Origin of the sequence: Niallia sp. FSL W8-0951 (genome assembly GCF_038006525.1) — a bacterium.
Taxonomy (GTDB): domain Bacteria; phylum Bacillota; class Bacilli; order Bacillales; family Cytobacillaceae; genus Niallia; species Niallia circulans.
The window spans coordinates 3,600,542-3,619,883 of record NZ_JBBOVK010000001.1 but is presented as its reverse complement, the minus strand read 5'-3'; the positions used below and the strand labels follow the sequence as shown (position 1 = coordinate 3,619,883).

The 19,342-nt window shown below is 36.0% G+C and carries 22 protein-coding genes; 21 read left to right on the top strand and 1 reads right to left on the bottom strand.

Features of this window, described 5'->3' with window-relative positions:
- Nucleotides 1-239: 239 nt before the first annotated feature.
- From NSS71_RS17670 to NSS71_RS17570, 21 genes are all read left to right on the top strand, one after another.
- Entirely contained in the window at nt 240-635 is a 396-nt protein-coding gene (locus tag NSS71_RS17670) for an ATP synthase subunit I (RefSeq protein ID WP_047940733.1), read from the top strand.
- Nucleotides 636-637: 2 nt separating this feature from the next.
- On the top strand, nt 638-1,351 hold the full coding sequence (atpB, locus tag NSS71_RS17665; RefSeq protein WP_047940732.1) for a F0F1 ATP synthase subunit A: 714 nt from the start codon (nt 638-640) through the stop codon (nt 1,349-1,351).
- 66 nt (nt 1,352-1,417) lie between these two features.
- Nucleotides 1,418-1,624 carry a F0F1 ATP synthase subunit C gene (gene atpE, locus NSS71_RS17660; RefSeq protein ID WP_016204791.1) on the top strand — a complete coding sequence of 69 codons (207 nt, stop codon included), beginning with the start codon at nt 1,418-1,420 and terminating at the stop codon, nt 1,622-1,624.
- A gap of 232 nt (nt 1,625-1,856) precedes the next feature.
- Nucleotides 1,857-2,375 (top strand): F0F1 ATP synthase subunit B, encoded by a 519-nt coding sequence (atpF, locus tag NSS71_RS17655; RefSeq protein ID WP_047940731.1) that lies wholly within the window; start codon nt 1,857-1,859, stop codon nt 2,373-2,375.
- Complete coding sequence (locus tag NSS71_RS17650) at nt 2,372-2,908, top strand: F0F1 ATP synthase subunit delta (RefSeq protein ID WP_047940730.1); 537 nt, start codon at nt 2,372-2,374, stop codon at nt 2,906-2,908. Before atpF ends, NSS71_RS17650 begins: the two co-directional genes overlap by 4 nt.
- A gap of 26 nt (nt 2,909-2,934) precedes the next feature.
- The gene (gene atpA / locus NSS71_RS17645) at nt 2,935-4,443 is read left to right on the top strand and encodes a F0F1 ATP synthase subunit alpha (protein ID WP_061800830.1); all 1,509 of its coding nucleotides are present in this window, start codon (nt 2,935-2,937) and stop codon (nt 4,441-4,443) included.
- A 33-nt stretch (nt 4,444-4,476) separates the two neighbouring features.
- Complete coding sequence (gene atpG, locus NSS71_RS17640) at nt 4,477-5,337, top strand: ATP synthase F1 subunit gamma (RefSeq protein WP_047940728.1); 861 nt, start codon at nt 4,477-4,479, stop codon at nt 5,335-5,337.
- A gap of 72 nt (nt 5,338-5,409) precedes the next feature.
- Complete coding sequence (atpD, locus tag NSS71_RS17635) at nt 5,410-6,825, top strand: F0F1 ATP synthase subunit beta (RefSeq protein WP_047940727.1); 1,416 nt, start codon at nt 5,410-5,412, stop codon at nt 6,823-6,825.
- Between the two features lie 20 nt (nt 6,826-6,845).
- Complete coding sequence (locus NSS71_RS17630; RefSeq protein ID WP_047940726.1) at nt 6,846-7,253, top strand: F0F1 ATP synthase subunit epsilon; 408 nt, start codon at nt 6,846-6,848, stop codon at nt 7,251-7,253.
- 295 nt (nt 7,254-7,548) lie between these two features.
- Nucleotides 7,549-7,785, top strand: a complete 237-nt coding sequence (locus tag NSS71_RS17625; RefSeq protein WP_047945077.1) for a DUF1146 family protein — start codon at nt 7,549-7,551, stop codon at nt 7,783-7,785.
- Nucleotides 7,786-7,987: 202 nt separating this feature from the next.
- Entirely contained in the window at nt 7,988-8,737 is a 750-nt protein-coding gene (locus NSS71_RS17620) for a YwmB family TATA-box binding protein (RefSeq protein ID WP_251687861.1), read from the top strand.
- Between the two features lie 33 nt (nt 8,738-8,770).
- Entirely contained in the window at nt 8,771-10,078 is a 1,308-nt protein-coding gene (murA, locus tag NSS71_RS17615) for a UDP-N-acetylglucosamine 1-carboxyvinyltransferase (RefSeq protein WP_047945079.1), read from the top strand.
- A 355-nt stretch (nt 10,079-10,433) separates the two neighbouring features.
- Nucleotides 10,434-11,447 (top strand): stage II sporulation protein D, encoded by a 1,014-nt coding sequence (gene spoIID, locus NSS71_RS17610; protein ID WP_047945080.1) that lies wholly within the window; start codon nt 10,434-10,436, stop codon nt 11,445-11,447.
- A gap of 300 nt (nt 11,448-11,747) precedes the next feature.
- On the top strand, nt 11,748-12,593 hold the full coding sequence (locus tag NSS71_RS17605) for a M23 family metallopeptidase (protein ID WP_341151884.1): 846 nt from the start codon (nt 11,748-11,750) through the stop codon (nt 12,591-12,593).
- A gap of 785 nt (nt 12,594-13,378) precedes the next feature.
- On the top strand, nt 13,379-13,651 hold the full coding sequence (spoIIID, locus tag NSS71_RS17600; RefSeq protein WP_016204804.1) for a sporulation transcriptional regulator SpoIIID: 273 nt from the start codon (nt 13,379-13,381) through the stop codon (nt 13,649-13,651).
- A gap of 678 nt (nt 13,652-14,329) precedes the next feature.
- Nucleotides 14,330-15,331, top strand: a complete 1,002-nt coding sequence (locus NSS71_RS17595; RefSeq protein ID WP_061800827.1) for a rod shape-determining protein — start codon at nt 14,330-14,332, stop codon at nt 15,329-15,331.
- Between the two features lie 354 nt (nt 15,332-15,685).
- On the top strand, nt 15,686-16,498 hold the full coding sequence (locus tag NSS71_RS17590) for a flagellar hook-basal body protein (RefSeq protein ID WP_341151883.1): 813 nt from the start codon (nt 15,686-15,688) through the stop codon (nt 16,496-16,498).
- Between the two features lie 35 nt (nt 16,499-16,533).
- Nucleotides 16,534-17,361, top strand: a complete 828-nt coding sequence (locus NSS71_RS17585) for a flagellar hook-basal body protein (RefSeq protein ID WP_328282836.1) — start codon at nt 16,534-16,536, stop codon at nt 17,359-17,361.
- Between the two features lie 15 nt (nt 17,362-17,376).
- Nucleotides 17,377-17,661 (top strand): DNA-directed RNA polymerase subunit beta, encoded by a 285-nt coding sequence (locus NSS71_RS17580; RefSeq protein ID WP_061800824.1) that lies wholly within the window; start codon nt 17,377-17,379, stop codon nt 17,659-17,661.
- Between the two features lie 205 nt (nt 17,662-17,866).
- Nucleotides 17,867-18,304: a 3-hydroxyacyl-ACP dehydratase FabZ gene (gene fabZ / locus NSS71_RS17575; protein WP_047942697.1), complete on the top strand. Its 438-nt coding sequence runs from the start codon at nt 17,867-17,869 to the stop codon at nt 18,302-18,304.
- Nucleotides 18,305-18,481: 177 nt separating this feature from the next.
- Nucleotides 18,482-18,787 carry a hypothetical protein gene (locus NSS71_RS17570; protein WP_047942696.1) on the top strand — a complete coding sequence of 102 codons (306 nt, stop codon included), beginning with the start codon at nt 18,482-18,484 and terminating at the stop codon, nt 18,785-18,787.
- A gap of 73 nt (nt 18,788-18,860) precedes the next feature.
- Here the strand turns inward: NSS71_RS17570 and NSS71_RS17565 are convergent, their stop codons facing one another.
- Complete coding sequence (locus NSS71_RS17565; RefSeq protein ID WP_047942694.1) at nt 18,861-19,295, bottom strand: YwpF family protein; 435 nt, start codon at nt 19,293-19,295, stop codon at nt 18,861-18,863.
- Between the last annotated feature and the right edge of the window lie 47 nt (nt 19,296-19,342).

Below are 19,342 nucleotides of genomic sequence, written 5' to 3'. Positions count from 1 at the left end.
TTGTATGCTTACAAGGGGTATGAATAGGTTTTCACCCGCGGAGTATCAAGATTTTAACACTAGTATAGTGTTAATAGAGTTAAGGGGCAAGCGATATAATCGCTTCGTTTATCGGATGAAAAGGAAGGATAAACATATGGTATAATGCCCGAATGATACAAAAGGAATGTGCTTTTTCTCTGCTTCGCTTTATTTTCGCGGGTTTAGAGTGATGCCCTGAAAATAAGGAGGATAGAGAATTGGAACAATTGTTTGAGATTTATATGAGGGTTAAGAAATACCTTTATTTCTTTTTATCATTTTGTGCATTTGCTTGGGCGTTCACCCCCTATCAATCTGTTTTTCTTGGTCTATTTGTCGGGACAAGTGCCAGTGTATTCAATCTCACCTTACTGGTTAGAAGAGCAAAGGTCTTTGATAAAGCCATTGAAGAGGAAGGGAAGGTTTATGGCTTAGGAACCATTTCCCGAATGGCTACAGCAGTAATAGTTTGCTTAATTGCCGTAGAATATCCACAAAAAGTTCACTTAATAAGTGTTGTAATTGGATTGATGACAGCTTATATTGTCATTATGGCAGATTATTTAGTGCGTTATTTTATTTTACATAAGAATGGTGAGAAAAGAGGTGAGTAATATTGCATCATGAAGCACCTACCAAAGTGTTTTTAGGATTAACTTTTAACCTATCTAATGTTTTAATGATTGTTGTATCAAGTATAATTGTATTTTTAATCGCATTTTTTCTCACTCGGAATCTTCAAATGAAGCCGACAGGCAGACAAAATTTGATGGAGTGGATTATGGACTTTGTCCGTAATATTATTAAAAATAACATGGATTGGAAAGACGGAGGAAGGTTTCATGTTTTAGGAATCACGCTTCTAATGTATATCTTTATTTCCAATATGTTAGGTTTACCTTTTGCTATTACAGTGCATCATGAGCTTTGGTGGAAATCGCCAACTGCAGATCCAGGTGTCACATTAACACTAGCAATTATGGTTGTGGGTTTAACTCATTACTACGGTGTCAAAATGCGTGGTACAAAAGGATACTTTAAAGAGTTTGTCCAACCAGTAGGATTTTTATTACCATTGAAAATAGTTGAGGAATTTTCTAACACACTCACACTGGGTCTTCGTTTATACGGAAACATTTATGCAGGTGAGGTACTACTAAACTTACTAGTAAATGGTTTAGCGAAAGCCAATTATATTGGAACAGTAGCGGCCTTCCCATTAACAATGGTATGGCAGGGATTCTCCATTTTTATCGGAAGTATCCAAGCATTTATTTTCACTTTATTAACAATGGTTTATATGGCTCATAAAGTAAGTCAAGACCATTAATATATATACCCAGTTCAGAATATGGACAAACTTTATAATAATTACAATTTAGGGAGGATTTTAATAATGGGTTCATTAGCAGCAGCAATTGCAATTGGTTTAGCAGCACTAGGTGCAGGTTTAGGTAACGGATTAATCGTTTCTCGTACAGTAGAAGGGATTGCTCGTCAGCCAGAAGCAAGAGGTATGCTTCAATCAACAATGTTCATCGGGGTTGCATTCGTAGAGGCGATTCCTATCATGGCGGTTGTTATCGCGTTTATGGTTCTTTAATAGAATACGAATATATTTATTCCAGTTATGGCGAAGATCATTCGATAAGAACCTTCGCCATTCCTTTATTTAAAATCAACAATTCACATAAAAAACACGCAAAAAAGCGTATTATGATAGCTTAAAAATTGTTCCTATTAATTTATAAATAAGCATATTCACCTTTTTTCCATAATCGAATAAAGGTTTCCAGTATGTGATACAAACACTATCTGAAAGGAGTGAATCAAGCGTGTTCACAAATGGATTAGTATTAGGTGCCGTAATGAATTTTGCGGGCGGTGATGTAATCGTTCAATTACTATCTTTCTTATTATTACTGTGGGCAATCAAAAAGTTTGCATGGGGTCCTTTAATGAAAATGATGAAGGATCGTGAGGAATTTGTTGCAAATGAAATAGATAATGCAGAGAAAAGCAGACAAGAAGCTGCCAAACTATTAGAAGAGCAAAGAGTATTATTAAAAGAAGCGCGCAATGACGCACAAGAGTTAATTGATAGAGCAAAACAACAAGCAGATGCTCAAAGAGAAACTATCATTGACGATGCCAGAAAAGATGCAGAGCGAATCAAAAACTCTGCTTTAGTAGAAATTGAACAGCAAAAGGAAAAAGCTGTTGCAACAATTCGCGATCAAGTCACTTCTCTTTCTGTTTTAATCGCTTCTAAAGTGATCGAAAAAGAATTAAATGAGCAGGATCAAGAAAAGTTAATTCATGATTACATTCAAGAGGTAGGCGAGAAACGATGATGGATACAGGTGTTGCAAAGCGTTATGCTTTAGCCCTTTTCCAAATCGCCAAAGAAAACGGACAGATTGATCAACTAGATGAAGAAGTACGAGTAGTAAGGACATTAGTCACTTCTTCGCCTGATATTCATACATTTCTACAATCTCCTAATATTGCATTAGAAAAGAAAAAAGAAATGGTGAAAGTGGCATTTGCCTCTGCGAGTGAGTATATTCAAAACCTTTTAATGCTATTGATTGATCGTCATCGAGAAGAGATGATTACTAGTATATGTGATCAATTTATTGCACTAGTTAATGAAGCAAAAGGGATTGCAGATGCAAAAGTATATTCCATCAAACCGTTAACAGACGATGAGAAAAGAGCTATTTCAGCTACATTCGCTGCAAAAGTTGGGAAAATATCGCTAAATATTGAAAATATCATTGATTCTAACCTATTAGGCGGAATTAAGGTAAGAATCGGTAATCAAATATATGATGGTAGTCTTCAAGGGAAGCTGAACCGTCTACAACGACAATTATTAGGATAGTAATTCTTTAGATAGGGGTGAAACGCATGAGCATCAAAGCGGAAGAAATCAGTGCTCTTATAAAAAAGCAAATTGAAAGTTACCAATCAGAAGTTCAAGTAAGTGAAGTTGGTACAGTAATTAATATTGGTGATGGTATTGCTCGTGTACATGGCCTGGATAATTGTATGGCTGGAGAGCTTGTTGAATTTTCTAATGGGGTAATGGGCTTAGCTCAAAACCTAGAAGAAAGCAATGTAGGTATCATTATCCTTGGTCCTTATACAGATATTCGTGAAGGTGATGAAGTTCGCCGTACGGGAAGAATCATGGAGGTTCCAGTAGGAGATGCGCTGATTGGACGCGTAGTAAACCCTCTTGGTCAACCAGTTGATGGACTGGGTGCAATCAACACTACGAAGACTCGTCCAATTGAATATTTAGCTCCTGGTGTAATGGATCGTAAATCGGTAAGTGAGCCACTACAGACAGGAATTAAGGCTATTGATGCGTTAGTGCCGATTGGTCGTGGACAACGTGAGTTAATCATCGGTGACCGTCAGACAGGTAAAACATCTGTAGCGATCGATACGATTCTTAACCAAGCAGACCAAGATATGGTTTGTATTTATGTTGCAATCGGACAAAAGGAATCAACAGTACGTAACGCTGTAGAAACATTACGTAAAAATGGTGCATTAGATTATACAATCGTTGTAACAGCATCTGCATCTCAACCAGCACCACTTCTATACCTAGCTCCATATGCAGGTGTAGCAATGGGTGAAGAGTTTATGTATAACGGTAAACACGTTTTAATCGTATATGATGATTTAACAAAACAAGCATCTGCTTATCGTGAACTGTCCCTGTTACTTCGTCGTCCTCCAGGTCGTGAAGCATATCCAGGGGATGTCTTCTACTTGCATTCACGTCTTCTTGAGCGTGCCGCTAAATTGAGTGATGCAAAAGGTGGAGGATCTATTACGGCGCTGCCATTTATTGAAACACAGGCAGGAGATGTTTCTGCTTATATTCCAACAAACGTAATTTCGATTACCGATGGACAAATTTTCTTACAATCTGATCTCTTCTTCTCTGGCGTACGTCCAGCGATCAATGCAGGTTTATCTGTTTCTCGTGTTGGTGGTTCTGCCCAAATCAAAGCGATGAAAAAGGTTGCTGGAACATTACGTCTTGACCTTGCATCATACCGTGAGTTAGAGTCATTCGCTCAGTTTGGATCTGATTTAGATAAAGCGACACAAGATAAATTAAATCGTGGTGCTCGTACAGTAGAAGTATTGAAACAAGATCTTAATAAACCATTAAAAGTAGAAAAACAAGTTGCGATTCTATATGCACTTACACGTGGTCATTTAGATGATATTCCTGTAGTGGATATTAAACGTTTCGAAGAAGAATTCTTAAATTGGTTAGATCATAATCATACAAATGTGGTAGAACATATTGTTACAACAAAGGATCTTCCATCTGATGATGATATGAACGCAGCAATTAACGATTTCAAAAAAACGTTTGTAGCTTCTGAATAAGAAGGCAAACTTATAGATTGGTGGTGAGAATCTTTGGCATCTTTACGTGATATAAAAGCTCGTATTGACTCAACAAAAAAGACTAGCCAGATTACGAAAGCCATGCAGATGGTGTATTCGGCTAAAATGAATAGAGCGGTTATTAATGTAAAAGCATTTATTCCGTATATGTCTAAAATGGAAGAAGTAACACATTCTGTGGCTCTAGGCAGCTCAGGTGTTAGCCATCCAATGCTTCAAACACGACCTGTTAAAAAAACAGGATATCTGGTTATTACTTCTGAACGTGGATTAGCAGGAGCATACAACAGTAACGTACTAAGAAAGCTAAATCAAACAATTAAAGAACGTCATCAATCAAAAGACGAATATGCCATAATTGTGATTGGTAGAATCGGGAGAGACTTTCTATTAAAACAAGGACATAATGTCATTTTGGATGTAGTGGGTATTCCTGATTTACCAGATTTCCTAGATATTAGAGATGTAACAAGCAAAGCAGTAGGTATGTATGATGATGGTACTTTTGATGAACTTTATGTTTACTATAGTCATTATGTAAGTGCTATTCAGCAGGATGTGGTAGAGAAGAAGGTTCTTCCGTTAACGGAAATGGATGCTTCTAATAAAACATTAACATCCTATGAATTTGAGCCATCAGCAGAAGAAATTCTCGATGTTCTATTACCACAGTATGCAGAAAGTCTATTATATGGTGCTCTGCTTGATAGTAAAGCAAGTGAGCATTCTGCACGTATGACAGCGATGAAGAATTCTACTGATAATGCGAAAGAATTAATAGACAATTTAAGTTTACAGTATAACCGTGCTAGACAAGCAGCGATTACACAAGAGATTACGGAAATCGTTGGTGGAGCTGCAGCGTTAGAATAATGATACAAATAAGTTCTGCTAAACTTAACGTTTTAGCAGAACCTGCTTTAAGAAAGTTTAGGAGGGAAATTAATGAGCACAGGACGAGTTCTTCAAGTTATGGGACCAGTTGTTGACGTGAAGTTCGATGGAGGAAGTCTACCTGACCTTAACAACGCATTACGTGTTGTTCAAGATCCAAGTAGTTCTTCTAACATAGAATTAACCCTTGAAGTGGCCCTTCATTTAGGTGATAACACAGTTCGAGCTATTGCGATGTCTTCTACAGATGGTGTTACAAGAGGCGCAGAGGTAATAGATACTGGAAAATCTATTTCCGTACCTGTTGGGGATGTTACACTAGGTCGTGTATTTAATGTATTAGGAGAAACAATCGATTTAGATCCAGAAATTCCAGCAAGTGCAAGACGTGATTCTATTCACAGAGAAGCTCCTAAGTTTGAGCAATTATCAACCCAAGTAGAAATTTTAGAAACTGGTATTAAAGTAGTAGACTTATTAGCGCCATATATTAAAGGTGGGAAAATTGGTCTATTCGGTGGAGCTGGTGTAGGTAAAACAGTTTTAATTCAGGAATTAATCAACAATATCGCGCAAGAACATGGTGGTATTTCTGTTTTTGCTGGTGTTGGGGAACGTACTCGTGAAGGAAATGACCTTTACCATGAAATGACGGATTCAGGCGTTATTAAGAAAACAGCGATGGTATTCGGACAAATGAATGAGCCGCCAGGTGCTCGTATGCGTGTTGCCTTAACAGGTTTAACGATGGCTGAATATTTCCGTGATGAACAAGGACAAGACGTACTTTTCTTCATCGATAATATTTTCCGCTTTACTCAAGCTGGTTCTGAGGTTTCCGCGCTGCTTGGCCGTATGCCGTCAGCAGTTGGTTACCAGCCGACATTAGCAACTGAAATGGGTAAATTACAAGAACGTATCACATCAACAAATGTAGGTTCTGTAACTTCTATCCAAGCAATCTATGTACCAGCGGATGACTACACAGATCCAGCACCAGCTACAACGTTTGCTCACTTGGATGCAACAACAAACCTTGAGCGTAAATTAACAGAGATGGGTATTTATCCAGCGGTAGATCCACTTGCTTCTACTTCTCGTGCCCTTTCTCCTGAAATAGTTGGAGAAGAGCATTACAATGTAGCGAGAAATGTACAATCTACATTACAGCGTTATAGAGAGCTTCAAGATATCATCAGTATCCTTGGAATGGATGAGCTAAGCGATGAAGATAAATTAGTTGTTCACCGTGCAAGAAGAATTCAATTCTTCTTATCACAAAACTTCCATGTTGCCGAACAATTTACAGGTCAAAAAGGTTCTTATGTACCTGTAAAAGAAACGGTAAAAGGATTTAAAGATATTCTTGAAGGTAAATATGATCACCTTCCAGAAGATGCATTCCGTTTAGTTGGTCGTATTGAAGAAGCAATCGAAAAAGCTAAATCTATGGGTGTAGAAGTATAAAATAATCAGGAGGGGTAGTAATGAAGACGATTAAAGTCAATGTAGTAACTCCTGATGGCCCGGTGCATGAATCAGATGTAGAAATGGTGATCGCAAAAGCAGAAAGTGGAGAACTTGGAATTTTAGCAGGCCATATTCCGATGGTTGCTCCACTTAAAATAGGAGCTGTTCATTTGAAAAATGGTTCAGATTCTGAATATATAGCGGTGAATGGTGGAATATTAGAAGTTCGCCCAGATCAGGTGACAGTACTTGCTCAATCTGCTGAATTAGCGGAAGAAATTGATTATGATCGTGCCTTACGTGCTAAGGAGCGCGCAGAACAAAGATTACATGCTCAAAAATCAGAACATGTGGACTTTAGACGTGCAGAACTTGCTCTTCAACGTGCAATGAATCGTATATCCATTGTTGAGAAAAAATACTAAAAAAGTCCCTAAGGGGGCTTTTTTTAGTGGGGTAGATTTAAAGTGAGGATTAAGACAGCAAAGTAGATTTCCTATTTTTTAAATAGATAATGGCAAGTAAATAATGGAAAAACACTCTGAATGGGGCTTAAAAGTGTACCGAACAATCAGTAGGGAAGAGAGATAATTACTTCGGATAAATATTTACGATTTTAAGGATGGAAAAAATAAAAAAATAATTACACAAATTGAAACCTTTTTATAAGTCAATACGTCAAATAAGAGTTGAAACAGAAGGGATAGATGGGAGGAAAAAATGGTAGAAGCTTTTGGACAACAGGCGTTACTGAGTATTTTGATACATATCGTTTTTATCGCTCTTTCATGGTGGGCATTACAGTCACTAAATTTTGAGAAATTCCTTCGAAAAAACAGAGTTTTTCAAGCACGAGTATTATATGTATTATTAGCAATTATAATGGGATCGATTGTCAGCAATTTCTTACTCGACTATTTAGTTTGGTCACAACAATTGCCATTAATATTGAAGTAATTACCAAAATAAGAAATAATTAATTACAAAGATAGGTCTTCATACATGTTTTCATTCCTTTGTTTTTTAAGTAAAATTCATTTTGTGTGCTTAAATAGTTTGTTCATTGATTAACGTTTTATTCATGTCAAAAAGTGACGATTAATCATTAGTATGCAATTCTTCTCCTTGGAAACAATGGTAGTATGGGGGAGGAATAACAATGAAGATAAATAAAACGTTAATTATAATAACAATATTAATTGGTTTGGCTTGTCTTACAATTGGGAATAACATCACTATCGCGAGAACGAAGTCTGACTTAATAACTATAAATGAAATTTTACAAAAACAAGAAAATGTAACGATTAATGAATGGTCTCTGCATGCAAGAGAAAGGCTGGAAAATGTTACAAGCATTGAAGATGCAAAAGCATATCAGTCAGAGTTAAAAAGAGTTTTCCCAAATGGTGATTGGGTGGAAACGAAAAATCATCAGAGCTGGCAAGCAAAGATGGTCTTGAAATCCAGTGGCCAAATAGAAGAAAGTATAATCTTAACCACTTCTTTAACAACTGATAACGTCCAATCATATATTATGTATGAGGTGAGAGGAAAGAAGTTAGCGAACAAAGAAATGAAAAGGTTAGATATGGAAATTAATAAAAAAATTTCTGACATATTTCGAGGAAAACCAACAATTTTCTCTTGTATTAAAGGCGAATTCAGTGATAAGATGAATGAGACTTTGCCTTATAAAGTTAACCATTTGCTAGATGCATTTCAAGCAAAAAAAGTAGAGGCGTTGGAAGAGGATGATTTTATATCCACCTCCGCATATACGCCGCTATTTGAAGAACGAATTGATAATAGCGAAAAGGAAATGAACGTACAAATAGGACTAAGAACACAAGATATGGGAGGAAAAACTACGTTCGTAGTTGGCACACCCATCATAACGATTGAATATTAATATAGAGATATTGGACGCGGAGGGGAATAGACTTTGGATAAAATCATCGTCCGCGGCGGAAAAAGGTTGAATGGAACGGTTAAAGTAGAAGGCGCAAAAAATGCCGTTTTGCCTGTGATCGCCGCTACATTATTAGCAAGTGATGGAAAAAGTATAATTAAATCAGTTCCGACTCTTTCAGATGTATATACGATTAATGAAGTATTGCGATATTTAAATGCAGAAGTACATTTTGAAAACGGAGAAGTAACTGTAGATGCATCAAATGATTTAAGCGTTGAAGCGCCATTTGAGTACGTAAGAAAAATGCGCGCATCTGTTTTAGTAATGGGATCTTTGTTAGCAAGAAATGGCCATGCAAGAGTAGCATTACCTGGTGGTTGTGCAATTGGTTCAAGACCAATTGATCAACATCTAAAAGGTTTCGAAGCAATGGGAGCAAAGGTTCAGGTTGGTAATGGATTTATCGAAGCTTCCGTAGATGGACGTTTAAAAGGTGCGAAAATCTATCTTGATTTCCCAAGTGTTGGTGCGACGGAAAATATTATGATGGCTGCTTCTTTAGCAGAAGGTACGACTATTATTGAAAACGTAGCAAAAGAACCTGAAATTGTTGATTTGGCGAACTTCCTAAATAAAATGGGCGCAACAGTAAGAGGAGCAGGTACAGGAACTATTCGCATTGAAGGTGTAGAAGTGCTACATGGTACAGAACATACGATTATTCCGGATAGAATTGAAGCAGGGACATTCTTAATCGCTGCTGCTATTACTAATGGAAATGTCCTTGTACAGGGTGCGGTTCCAGAACATTTATCATCCTTGATTGCCAAAATGGAAGAGATGGGTGTTGTTTTCAAAGAAGAAGAAGACGGTATCCGTGTGATTAGTGCAGAAAATTTAAAAGCTGTAGATATCAAAACAATGCCTCATCCAGGATTTCCAACAGATATGCAATCTCAAATGATGGCATTACTTCTTCGTGCAAAGGGAACAAGTATGATTACAGAAACTGTTTTTGAAAACCGTTTTATGCATGTAGAAGAATTTAGACGTATGAATGGCGATGTGAAAATTGAAGGTCGTTCTGTTGTTATGAATGGACCAACTAATCTGCAAGGTGCAGAAGTAGCTGCTACTGATTTACGTGCTGCTGCTGCCTTAATATTGTCTGGACTTGTAGCAGACGGTATTACACGCGTTACAGAGCTTAAACACTTAGATCGTGGTTATGTTAATTTCCACGAAAAATTAGCTGCGTTAGGCGCTGATATTGAAAGAATTACCGAAGAAAGTGAATTAACGTTAACGGCAAGCTATGTTGCAGATTTAAATGCATAAATATAATTGGCAAACTTTATTTATCGATTTCATTCCGATAGATAAAGTTTGTTTTTTTATGGGCAAAATTATACATAATATGAAAAATATTTTAGAATAACCGAGAAGTTCAATAGAGGCTTCTATATATGTTTCAGTTCCTACTTCTGTTAATATCTGTTATATAATAGAGGGGATTACCGGAGTTGTTTAAAACACAGGATTGCTAAAATAGTATGCAAAACGGATATGTTTAGAACCATAAATTAAGGATATTTCTCTAGAAAAAAGAAGGAATAAAAGCTTGTCCATCTCCATAAGAATGTTTTAGAGACAGTTAAAAAGGTCTTATTTCTATCTTATGGAGGCTTTATTCATGATTAAAATCAAACCTTTCATCGTACTAGGAGTTATTCTGTTTGCTATTACTATACTTATTCCGACCATCCTTGTTCTGCCCTCTATTCAGGATAAAAAGGAAGAGGTAAAGAGTAATATACCACCTGCAGAAACGCCAGAGCCTGCTATTGAAGTAGCTGTATATCGTGAAAATAAACAAGAAGTAGAGAAATTAGACTTAGAAGAATATGTAGTTGGGGTTGTTGCATCAGAAATGCCAGCGAAATTTGAAAAAGAAGCATTAAAAGCACAAGCCTTAACAGCGAGAACATATATTGTAAAAAGAATGATGCATCAAGAGAAAACAGATCTTCCAAAGGGAGCATTAGTTGGCGATACAATAAACTACCAAGTGTATAATAACCGCGAAGAATTAAAGAAAATTTGGGAAAATGATGGGTTAGATTGGAAGAAGAATATGGCTAAAATAGAAGAGGCTGTAGCGGCTACAAAGGGGCAAATTTTAACGTATGAAGGTACTCCTATTGATGCCACGTTTTTCTCCACAAGCAATGGATACACGGAAAATTCAGATGATGTCTGGGCTAATTCCATCTCCTATTTACAAAGTGTGGAAAGCCCATGGGATGTCAATTCGCCAAAGTTTAAAGGGGAAGTGACAATGCCTGTTAAAGACTTCGAGAAGAGCTTAGGCGTTAAGCTTACAGCTGACAGGAAAGTATTAGAAGACGTTAAATATACAAAAGGAAAACGAATTGCAAGTGCCAAGATTAATGGAAAACAATTATCAGGAACAGATATTAGAGAAAAGTTAAGCTTAAAATCAACGGACTTTACAATGGAACGAAAGGGAAATAACGTTTATATTGCTACAAAAGGATATGGTCATGGTGTCGGCATGAGCCAATATGGGGCAAACGGAATGGCCGCAAATGGGAAAAACTATGAAGAAATCGTAAAATACTATTATAAAGGGGTAGATGTAACAGCATCTGATGATATGCTAGCGAAATACACAGCTCAGAAATAAGGGGATCAGCCAAAGTAGCGGTGAAATCAGCCAAAGTAGAGAAATATCAGCCAAAGCAGCGGGTGAATCAGCCAAAGCAGCGGGTGAATCAGCCAAAGCACTAATTACAAGCCTAAAAAGCAAGTCTTCCTCAAGAAGGCTTGCTTTATTTATTGTGACTTCATCCCATTAATAATTAAAATTTTCGTTTCTATGTATAAACTCAAGAACTTTGTCGAAAAATAAGTCTAAAAAATTTTTTAGCATGTAGGTATATATTTATCATTATCTGTTCAGAATGATTGCTGAGGTGATGATAAAATGAGAGAGGAAGAAAACAAACGTACTTCTCCAAAGTCAAAAGTAAAAAGCTTTTTTAAAAAGCGTTGGGCATTTCCAGCCATTTATATCGCAAGTGCAGCTATTATTCTAACAGGGGTCCTTTGGTATCAAAATAGCGCATCAGAAACAGATAAGTATAAATATAATAACGCTGATATGCCAACAAAACAAACAGATGAACCTGCAGAACCAGTAGCAAAGGAATTTGAGAACTTTGCATGGCCAGTAGTCGATGAAGATTCTTTCATTACACAAAAAGAGTTCTATGATAATACGGCTAGTAAAGAAAAGCAAGCTGAATCTTTAGTATTCTATAATAATCAATATCAGCCAAACACAGGTATTGACTTAAAAATGGAAGATGATAGCGAATTTGAAGTAGTAGCAGCTCTAAGTGGAACCGTTACAAAAGTTGCGGAAGATTCTCTATTAGGGAATACAATTGAAATTGATCATGACAATGGGATTAAAACATATTATCAATCTGTGAAGGATTTCCAAGTGGAAGAAGGCGCTGAAGTAAAGAAAGGCCAACCATTAGCAACTGCTGGAAAAAGTAAGTTGAATCAAGAAGCAGGAGTTCATGTCCACTTTGAAGTAAGAAAAGACAATGTAGCTGTGAACCCTATTGATTATTTTGGTAAACCGGTAAGTGCTTTACAAAGTGATGATACTTCTGGTGCTACTTCTGGAAATGATTCAGCAGTAGAAAAATCAAGTAATTCCGATGAAGAATTGCCGACAGATAACAAATTAGAAAATGGAACAGACGCTAAACAGGATGAAGATTCAGAAGGGTCTACAACCACAGATCCAAACGCTTAATAACTAGAGGTTGCTATAAGTAGTTTTTACAAAGCATAAAATAATGATTATGCGAGTGATAGCTACTTTATAGCAACCTTTATGTATTCTCGAAAGAAGTATTTTATGGATGGGAAATGTCGAAGAAAATACGTAAATACAAAGAATTCTCATCTAGACATCTCCCTTTATATCCTCGAATAGTCCACTAAAAGGCAAGACATCTAATAACTCCAGAACATTTATAAGTGAAAAGTAGTAGTATAATTTAACTATAAGTGGAAGACATAAATGGATAATAGTCACTTACGAGCGGAAAATGACAAATTTCTCGGGAAATATTAAACCTCTAGACGATGAAAATAACAGATATTTTTCTAATAATAACAGATGTAAAACCACACATCGGCAATTTCCTCTTTTTAAAAATATCATTCCTGTTTTTCAAGCCAATCAATTGTTTCGCATAAAACATAGCTATTTAATTCCTCAAAAACAAGTAAATATAGAAAAAAACAGATAAACCTTGTCCCTATTCATATTTTTCTGCATAAAGTCTTACCCAAGCTAATAAAATGTTACAAACCTTACAAAGCGGAAGTTTGGAGTGAGGGGTCGTTTGAAGATAATGGATATGTAGTTGAGGACATGTTTAATCCCTATAAGAACAGAAAGCTTTTGACTTTCTGCCGCATGAAGAAAAGTATTATGCAGGAAAGGAAACGTGCGGGATGAAGAATTTCAATGAAGCGAAAAGCGAGTCTCATTTCACACTTCTCACATCCAATTTAGGGAGGGCGAGTGGTGTGCACGATTACATCAAAGAGAGAACTATCAAGATTGGAAAGTATATCGTGGAGACGAGAAAAACGGTTCGCGTAATAGCGAAGGAGTTTGGCGTATCCAAAAGTACAGTCCATAAAGATTTAACAGAAAGACTTCCTGAAATTAACCCAGATTTAGCAAATGAAGTGAAAGAGATCCTTGATTATCATAAATCAATACGACATCTACGCGGTGGGGAAGCAACAAAAATGAAATATAAAAAGGAAGAGCTTGAAGGGGAAACTGTACAGTAAGAAATTCCAGGGTAATGCTTTATCATGAATGCATTAATTAAATAGAAAAAGTATGCAATATTAAGTTACCCTGGAAATATTTAAAACAGAAAGGGAAGTTTAGAAAAATGGAGTTACAACAGTCTATCGGTGGAGGTGTCTCCATCGATAGAGAAAAAGAATGAGTATAAAAAGCAACTCATTTTGGAATGCTAATAAAGGGTACATAATAGCTAAAAGGACCTTGGAAGCAATGTCCTTTTTCTTGTTTGAGAAAAAAGAAAATTATTTTGTGAAAAAAAACTCATTTTTTTTACAAAAAGTTACTTATTTCGTGATCTTATGATAAAATAAAAAATTAGAGTGGTTTAAATAGATAGAGAAAAAAACATACAAATTTTAACCTGAAAAATACATAATTCACTTTACAAAAGAATGAAAATGGTTGATTTAATATAGAGCGATAAGAAAGACATATTTAAGCGAGGTAAATATTTAGTGGCATTTAAAAAGGCGCTATAACTGTGTGAATGGAAGGAATTCTTAGGAATGTTTTTTCGTTTAACTACATTTAATGAAACTTAAATATGAGGATGTCGTTACATATAGTGTGGAAGCCAGCTCTTTGTCTCTATAAGGAAAATGAAATTATAAAATGAAAAAAATGGAAAAGCTAAAGGCGAAGGAGGAGCATATATAATGTTTGCTAGAGATATTGGTATCGATTTAGGAACAGCAAATGTACTCATTCATGTAAAAGGAAAAGGGATTGTATTAAATGAGCCTTCTGTTGTGGCATTAGATCGCAATACAGGCAGAGTGTTAGCGGTAGGAGAAGAAGCTCGTAGTATGGTCGGACGTACGCCTGGAAATATTGTTGCTATTCGCCCACTAAAGGATGGCGTTATCGCTGATTTTGATGTAACAGAAGCAATGCTAAAGCATTTCATTAATAAATTGAACGTAAAAGGATTTCTTTCAAAGCCAAGAATTCTTATTTGTTGTCCAACAAATATTACTAGTGTGGAACAAAAAGCAATTAAAGAAGCAGCCGAAAAAAGTGGTGGAAAGAAAATCTATTTAGAAGAAGAACCAAAGGTTGCAGCGATTGGTGCAGGAATGGATATTTTCCAACCAAGTGGAAATATGGTTGTTGATATTGGCGGCGGTACTACAGATGTAGCAGTGCTATCAATGGGGGATATCGTTACTTCTTCTAGTATTAAAATGGCTGGAGATAAATTTGATAATGAAATTCTCCAATATATTAAACGAAAATATAAGCTCTTAATTGGAGAACGTACGGCAGAGAATATAAAAATTAATATTGGAACTGTTTTTCCAGGTTCTAGAAAAGAAGAAATGGATATTCGCGGTCGTGACATGGTTTCTGGTCTTCCAAGAACTATTACGGTACATTCAGAGGAAATTGAGCAAGCATTAAGAGAGTCCGTATCTGTTATTGTACAAGCTGCTAAAAGTGTCTTAGAAAGAACACCACCTGAGCTTTCTGCTGATATCATTGATCGTGGAGTTATCTTAACTGGTGGTGGAGCATTACTTCACGGGATTGACTTACTATTAGCGGATGAATTGAAGGTTCCTGTATTAGTAGCTGAAAATCCAATGGATTCTGTAGCAATCGGTACAGGAATAATGTTAGATAATATTGATCGTCTTCCAAAAAGAAAATTAAGCTAAAAAATGGGGGGGCATAAACAAGTGAAAAAACTTGTTTATGCATAGGAAAATGAAATCTATTTATTTCATACCCGTTTGTATAAGTCTTAAACCTAAAAAATCGGAATGGAAAAATTTCTTTTTCTTATTCCGATTTTTTATTTAGCTGTTTCTGTTTTTTTAGTAACCATAAGGTTCTTCTTCCTCCTTTATCTTCCAGTAGATTGTTCCTATGAATAGCCGATATAATAAATGATTAATATAACGAACATTTTTAGACTTTTTTCAACAAAATTTAATGTAATCTTTTGATATTTTTTTTATAATAGAATATATATGCTTGAATCGAAATTTTTGTATAGATAGGAGACAATTATGTTTAAAGGGTTCTATACAGCAGCTTCTGGTATGCTTGCTCAGCAGCGCAAAACCGAAATGCTTTCTAATAATATGGCCAACAGTACGACACCGGGTTTTAAAGCAGATCAATCATCCATGAGAGCTTTTCCTGAATTATTACAGCAAAGCGTTAGGAAAAATGCAGCTGGTACTGTAGAAAAGCAGCAAGTAGGCTATTTAGCAACAGGAGTCTATATGCAAGAAATAATCCCGAAGTTTACTCAAGGTGATCTTAATCAAACAGGATTAAAGACAGATTTAGCAATCTTAAACGCGAATGTTCCAGGGAATGGAACGAATGCTGGCGGCGGATTATTTTTTACAGTGCAAAATGATAATGGAGTTGCTTATTCGAGAAACGGAAATTTCACCTTAGATGGCCAAGGGTATTTAACTACTTCTAGTGGTGCTTACGTTTTAGATGAAAATAATGAACGAATTCAACTTACAAGTACGGATTTCTCTGTTACATCTGATGGAGTGCTTACAAGCAGTAATGGAGAAGTGTATCGTCTTGGAATAAGTTATACAGATTCACCGGAACAGCTCGTAAAAGAGGGGGATGGTTTGTATCGAGCACAAGATGGAGCCGCTCTACAAAGTGCTTATGCAAATAACCAAGTTACCTTTCAAATCAATCAAGGTTTTTTAGAGAATTCTAATGTTGATACAGCGCAGACAATGACAGATATGATGACTGCTTATCGAGCATTTGAAGCTAATCAGAAAATATTGCAGGCTTATGATAAGAGCATGGATCAAGCCGCAAATGAAATTGGTAAGCTATAAGAATCATTTAGATAGTAGTAAAGGGGGGAATCGCTATGAATAGAACGATGATAACGGCTAGTAATACTTTAACACAGCTGCAAAAGCAAATGGATCTTATTAGTAATAATATGGCTAATGTTGATACTACAGGCTATAAAAGGCAAAATGGGACGTTTACAGATATGCTTTATCAGCAATTTAATAATCAAAAGGATGAAACGCAGGAAGTCAATCGTCAGACGCCAAACGGCATCAGGCAAGGAGTAGGCGCTAAAATGGCTCAAACGCAATTAGTGATGACACAAGGAATGATTAAATCATCTGATCGCGTTTTGGATACTGCATTGACGAAAGAAGGACAATTATACAGAGTATTGGTGCAAGACGGAGGAACTTCCGAAATGCGTTATACGAGAGATGGAGCGATGTATTTATCACCTGTATCTAATAATGAGAATATGCTGGTTACGAAAGAAGGCCATGCTATCCTTGACGAGAATAATAACCCAATTTTATTAAATAATAATGTTAAAGAATATGCTTTTTCATCAACAGGAACTTTAACAATTCAATTGAATAATGGCGGGCAGGAAACCTTTAATCTCGGCATATCGTATGCTAATAATCCGCAAAGCCTTGAAAAAACAGGGGAGAACTTATATCGACTCTCTGACACTGCTGATGAAAATCAAGTAATGGTCGATTTGAATGGCGGCAGAAGAAATGAAATTGCAATGAAACAAAATGCATTAGAACAATCTAATGTGGATATAAGCAAAGAAATGGTCAATCTGATTGCTACACAGCGCTCCTACCAATTTCAGTCCAGATCCATCTCTTTAGCAGATCAGATGATGGGATTAGTGAATGGAATACGTTAAAAAAGGAGAAAAGTGATGGCATTAAATAGCAGTAGTCAAGAAATGGTTAAGACAAGAGAACAGGTTAAAAAAGATCAAAAAGAGAAGAATAATCCAGAAGAGAAAGCTTCTCCTAAACAGAAGATTAGAGTTCGTCTGTTTCCTATATGGCTACGTATTGTTGTTATTATTTTAGTAATGGCTGTAAGTGTTCTAGCTGGAGCCGTTGTCGGTTATAGTGTAATGGGAAACGGAAAAGCAACAGATACCTTTAAAAAAGATACCTGGATGCATATTGTCAATTTGATAAATGAAGAGTAAAGAAGATGGGAATTTGTAAAAATAATTACAGATTCCTTTTTTGCTGGTGTGCTGGAATGATCAAATTAACGAAATAGCTGTTCAGGATGATAGCTAGAACAACTATTTTAAAAAACATCTTAAAAAAGGAGGGGATATCCCTTCCTTTTTCATAGCTTTTTTTAGTACAATATAATATAACCACATATTAGTAGGAGGTCACAAAATGTTAGATATTAATCAAATTAAAGAAATAATTCCTCATCGATATCCATTTTTATTAGTAGATAGAATTTTAGAAGTGGAAGAAGGTAAAAAAGCTGTAGGTATTAAAAATGTATCGGCAAATGAAGAATATTTTAATGGGCATTTCCCTGAATACCCAGTTATGCCAGGTGTATTAATTGTAGAAGCATTGGCGCAAGTAGGAGCGGTTGCCATGTTGATTAAGGAAGAGAATAAAGGAAGATTAGCTTTCTTTGCTGGAGTAGATAACTGCCGCTTTAAAAAGCAAGTGTTTCCAGGAGATCAGCTGCGACTAGAAGTAGAAATGACAAGACTACGTGGCAATTTTGGAAAGGGAAAATGTGTAGCTACTGTTGATGGTGAAATTGCCTGTGAAGCAGAAATTATGTTTGCCCTTGGAGATAAGAAAGAAGCATAAAAAGGCAGAAAGAAGAGGTGTCTGTTTAAACGAGCAGCTTCTTCTTTTTTTCTTTACAACATTGTTTATTATTGGAATTGAATAATAAGGCGTAATAATTTTCTTTTCTTGGATAACCTAATAACTGACCAAATGAATGGTCATGAATGATACTTATCAAGAAAAGGGGTATAACGAATGACTAAATGGATGAAGTTATTAGGAGTTTCAGCGTTATCTGCTATGCTGTTAACTGCTTGTGGTAATGATGATGATAATCAAAGTCCTCCACCGGATGATGATACCACAATCGAAGATAAAGACTTAGATACGAATGACGTTGTTCCAGACAGAGGTACTGATCTGGATAATGACAACGAACCAGATGTACCAGATGAAAATAAAGATGATGATCTAGATCCAACAAAGGATGATAATGATCCTGGTGAAGATATGATCGAAGATAAAGATGATATGAAAGACAAAGACGATATAGATCGATAAAGAGCCTATATGTTCAGAATCTCAAGGTTATTCCAGGCCTTGAGATTCGTCTATTCAATAGTTCTCCTGCAACCTACAGCTTCTTCTCCAAAAATGTCTGTGGCTTGCTTTGCATCAGCTCAGTAAATTTATTCGATAATTTTTTCCCTTCATAGCCTTCTTCGATTAGATATTGGAGCAATAGCTCTGCATAGTCTTTTCTGTCTCTTTTTAATGTTCCTTCTAAAAGAATGCTTGCTTTATCACCAAAATTTTGGATAGACAGAATCGTTACTTCAAAAGGAGCGGGATCATTTTCTTTTTTTGAGATAACAGCTTGAACAAGCAACTCCTCCTTCTTCTGAAATGCTTCATCAAGAAAAGCGATAGCAGCTAATTCTGTATAAACCTCAATTAGCCAATGATTAAAATCATCTTCTTTATTTATAATCAATCCATCAATCAATTTAATCGGCACTAGCTTTTCCTTCGTGAGAATCTGTAAAGAAATTAATTTAAAAGTTTTCACGATAATCCCTCCCCAGGCAAATTCTCCTTTTCTTTTATTATACCTTA

Bases quoted from the DNA above. Each gene is read 5' to 3' on its own strand.
- atpE (WP_016204791.1), top strand. From the start codon at position 1,418: ATGGGTTCATTAGCAGCAGCAATTGCAATTGGTTTAGCAGCACTAGGT.
- NSS71_RS17650 (WP_047940730.1), top strand. From the start codon at position 2,372: ATGATGGATACAGGTGTTGCAAAGCGTTATGCTTTAGCCCTTTTCCAA.
- atpA (WP_061800830.1), top strand. From the start codon at position 2,935: ATGAGCATCAAAGCGGAAGAAATCAGTGCTCTTATAAAAAAGCAAATT.
- atpD (WP_047940727.1), top strand. From the start codon at position 5,410: ATGAGCACAGGACGAGTTCTTCAAGTTATGGGACCAGTTGTTGACGTG.
- NSS71_RS17630 (WP_047940726.1), top strand. From the start codon at position 6,846: ATGAAGACGATTAAAGTCAATGTAGTAACTCCTGATGGCCCGGTGCAT.
- NSS71_RS17625 (WP_047945077.1), top strand. From the start codon at position 7,549: ATGGTAGAAGCTTTTGGACAACAGGCGTTACTGAGTATTTTGATACAT.
- NSS71_RS17620 (WP_251687861.1), top strand. From the start codon at position 7,988: ATGAAGATAAATAAAACGTTAATTATAATAACAATATTAATTGGTTTG.
- spoIID (WP_047945080.1), top strand. From the start codon at position 10,434: ATGATTAAAATCAAACCTTTCATCGTACTAGGAGTTATTCTGTTTGCT.
- NSS71_RS17605 (WP_341151884.1), top strand. From the start codon at position 11,748: ATGAGAGAGGAAGAAAACAAACGTACTTCTCCAAAGTCAAAAGTAAAA.
- NSS71_RS17595 (WP_061800827.1), top strand. From the start codon at position 14,330: ATGTTTGCTAGAGATATTGGTATCGATTTAGGAACAGCAAATGTACTC.
- NSS71_RS17590 (WP_341151883.1), top strand. From the start codon at position 15,686: ATGTTTAAAGGGTTCTATACAGCAGCTTCTGGTATGCTTGCTCAGCAG.
- NSS71_RS17585 (WP_328282836.1), top strand. From the start codon at position 16,534: ATGAATAGAACGATGATAACGGCTAGTAATACTTTAACACAGCTGCAA.
- NSS71_RS17580 (WP_061800824.1), top strand. From the start codon at position 17,377: ATGGCATTAAATAGCAGTAGTCAAGAAATGGTTAAGACAAGAGAACAG.
- fabZ (WP_047942697.1), top strand. From the start codon at position 17,867: ATGTTAGATATTAATCAAATTAAAGAAATAATTCCTCATCGATATCCA.
- NSS71_RS17570 (WP_047942696.1), top strand. From the start codon at position 18,482: ATGACTAAATGGATGAAGTTATTAGGAGTTTCAGCGTTATCTGCTATG.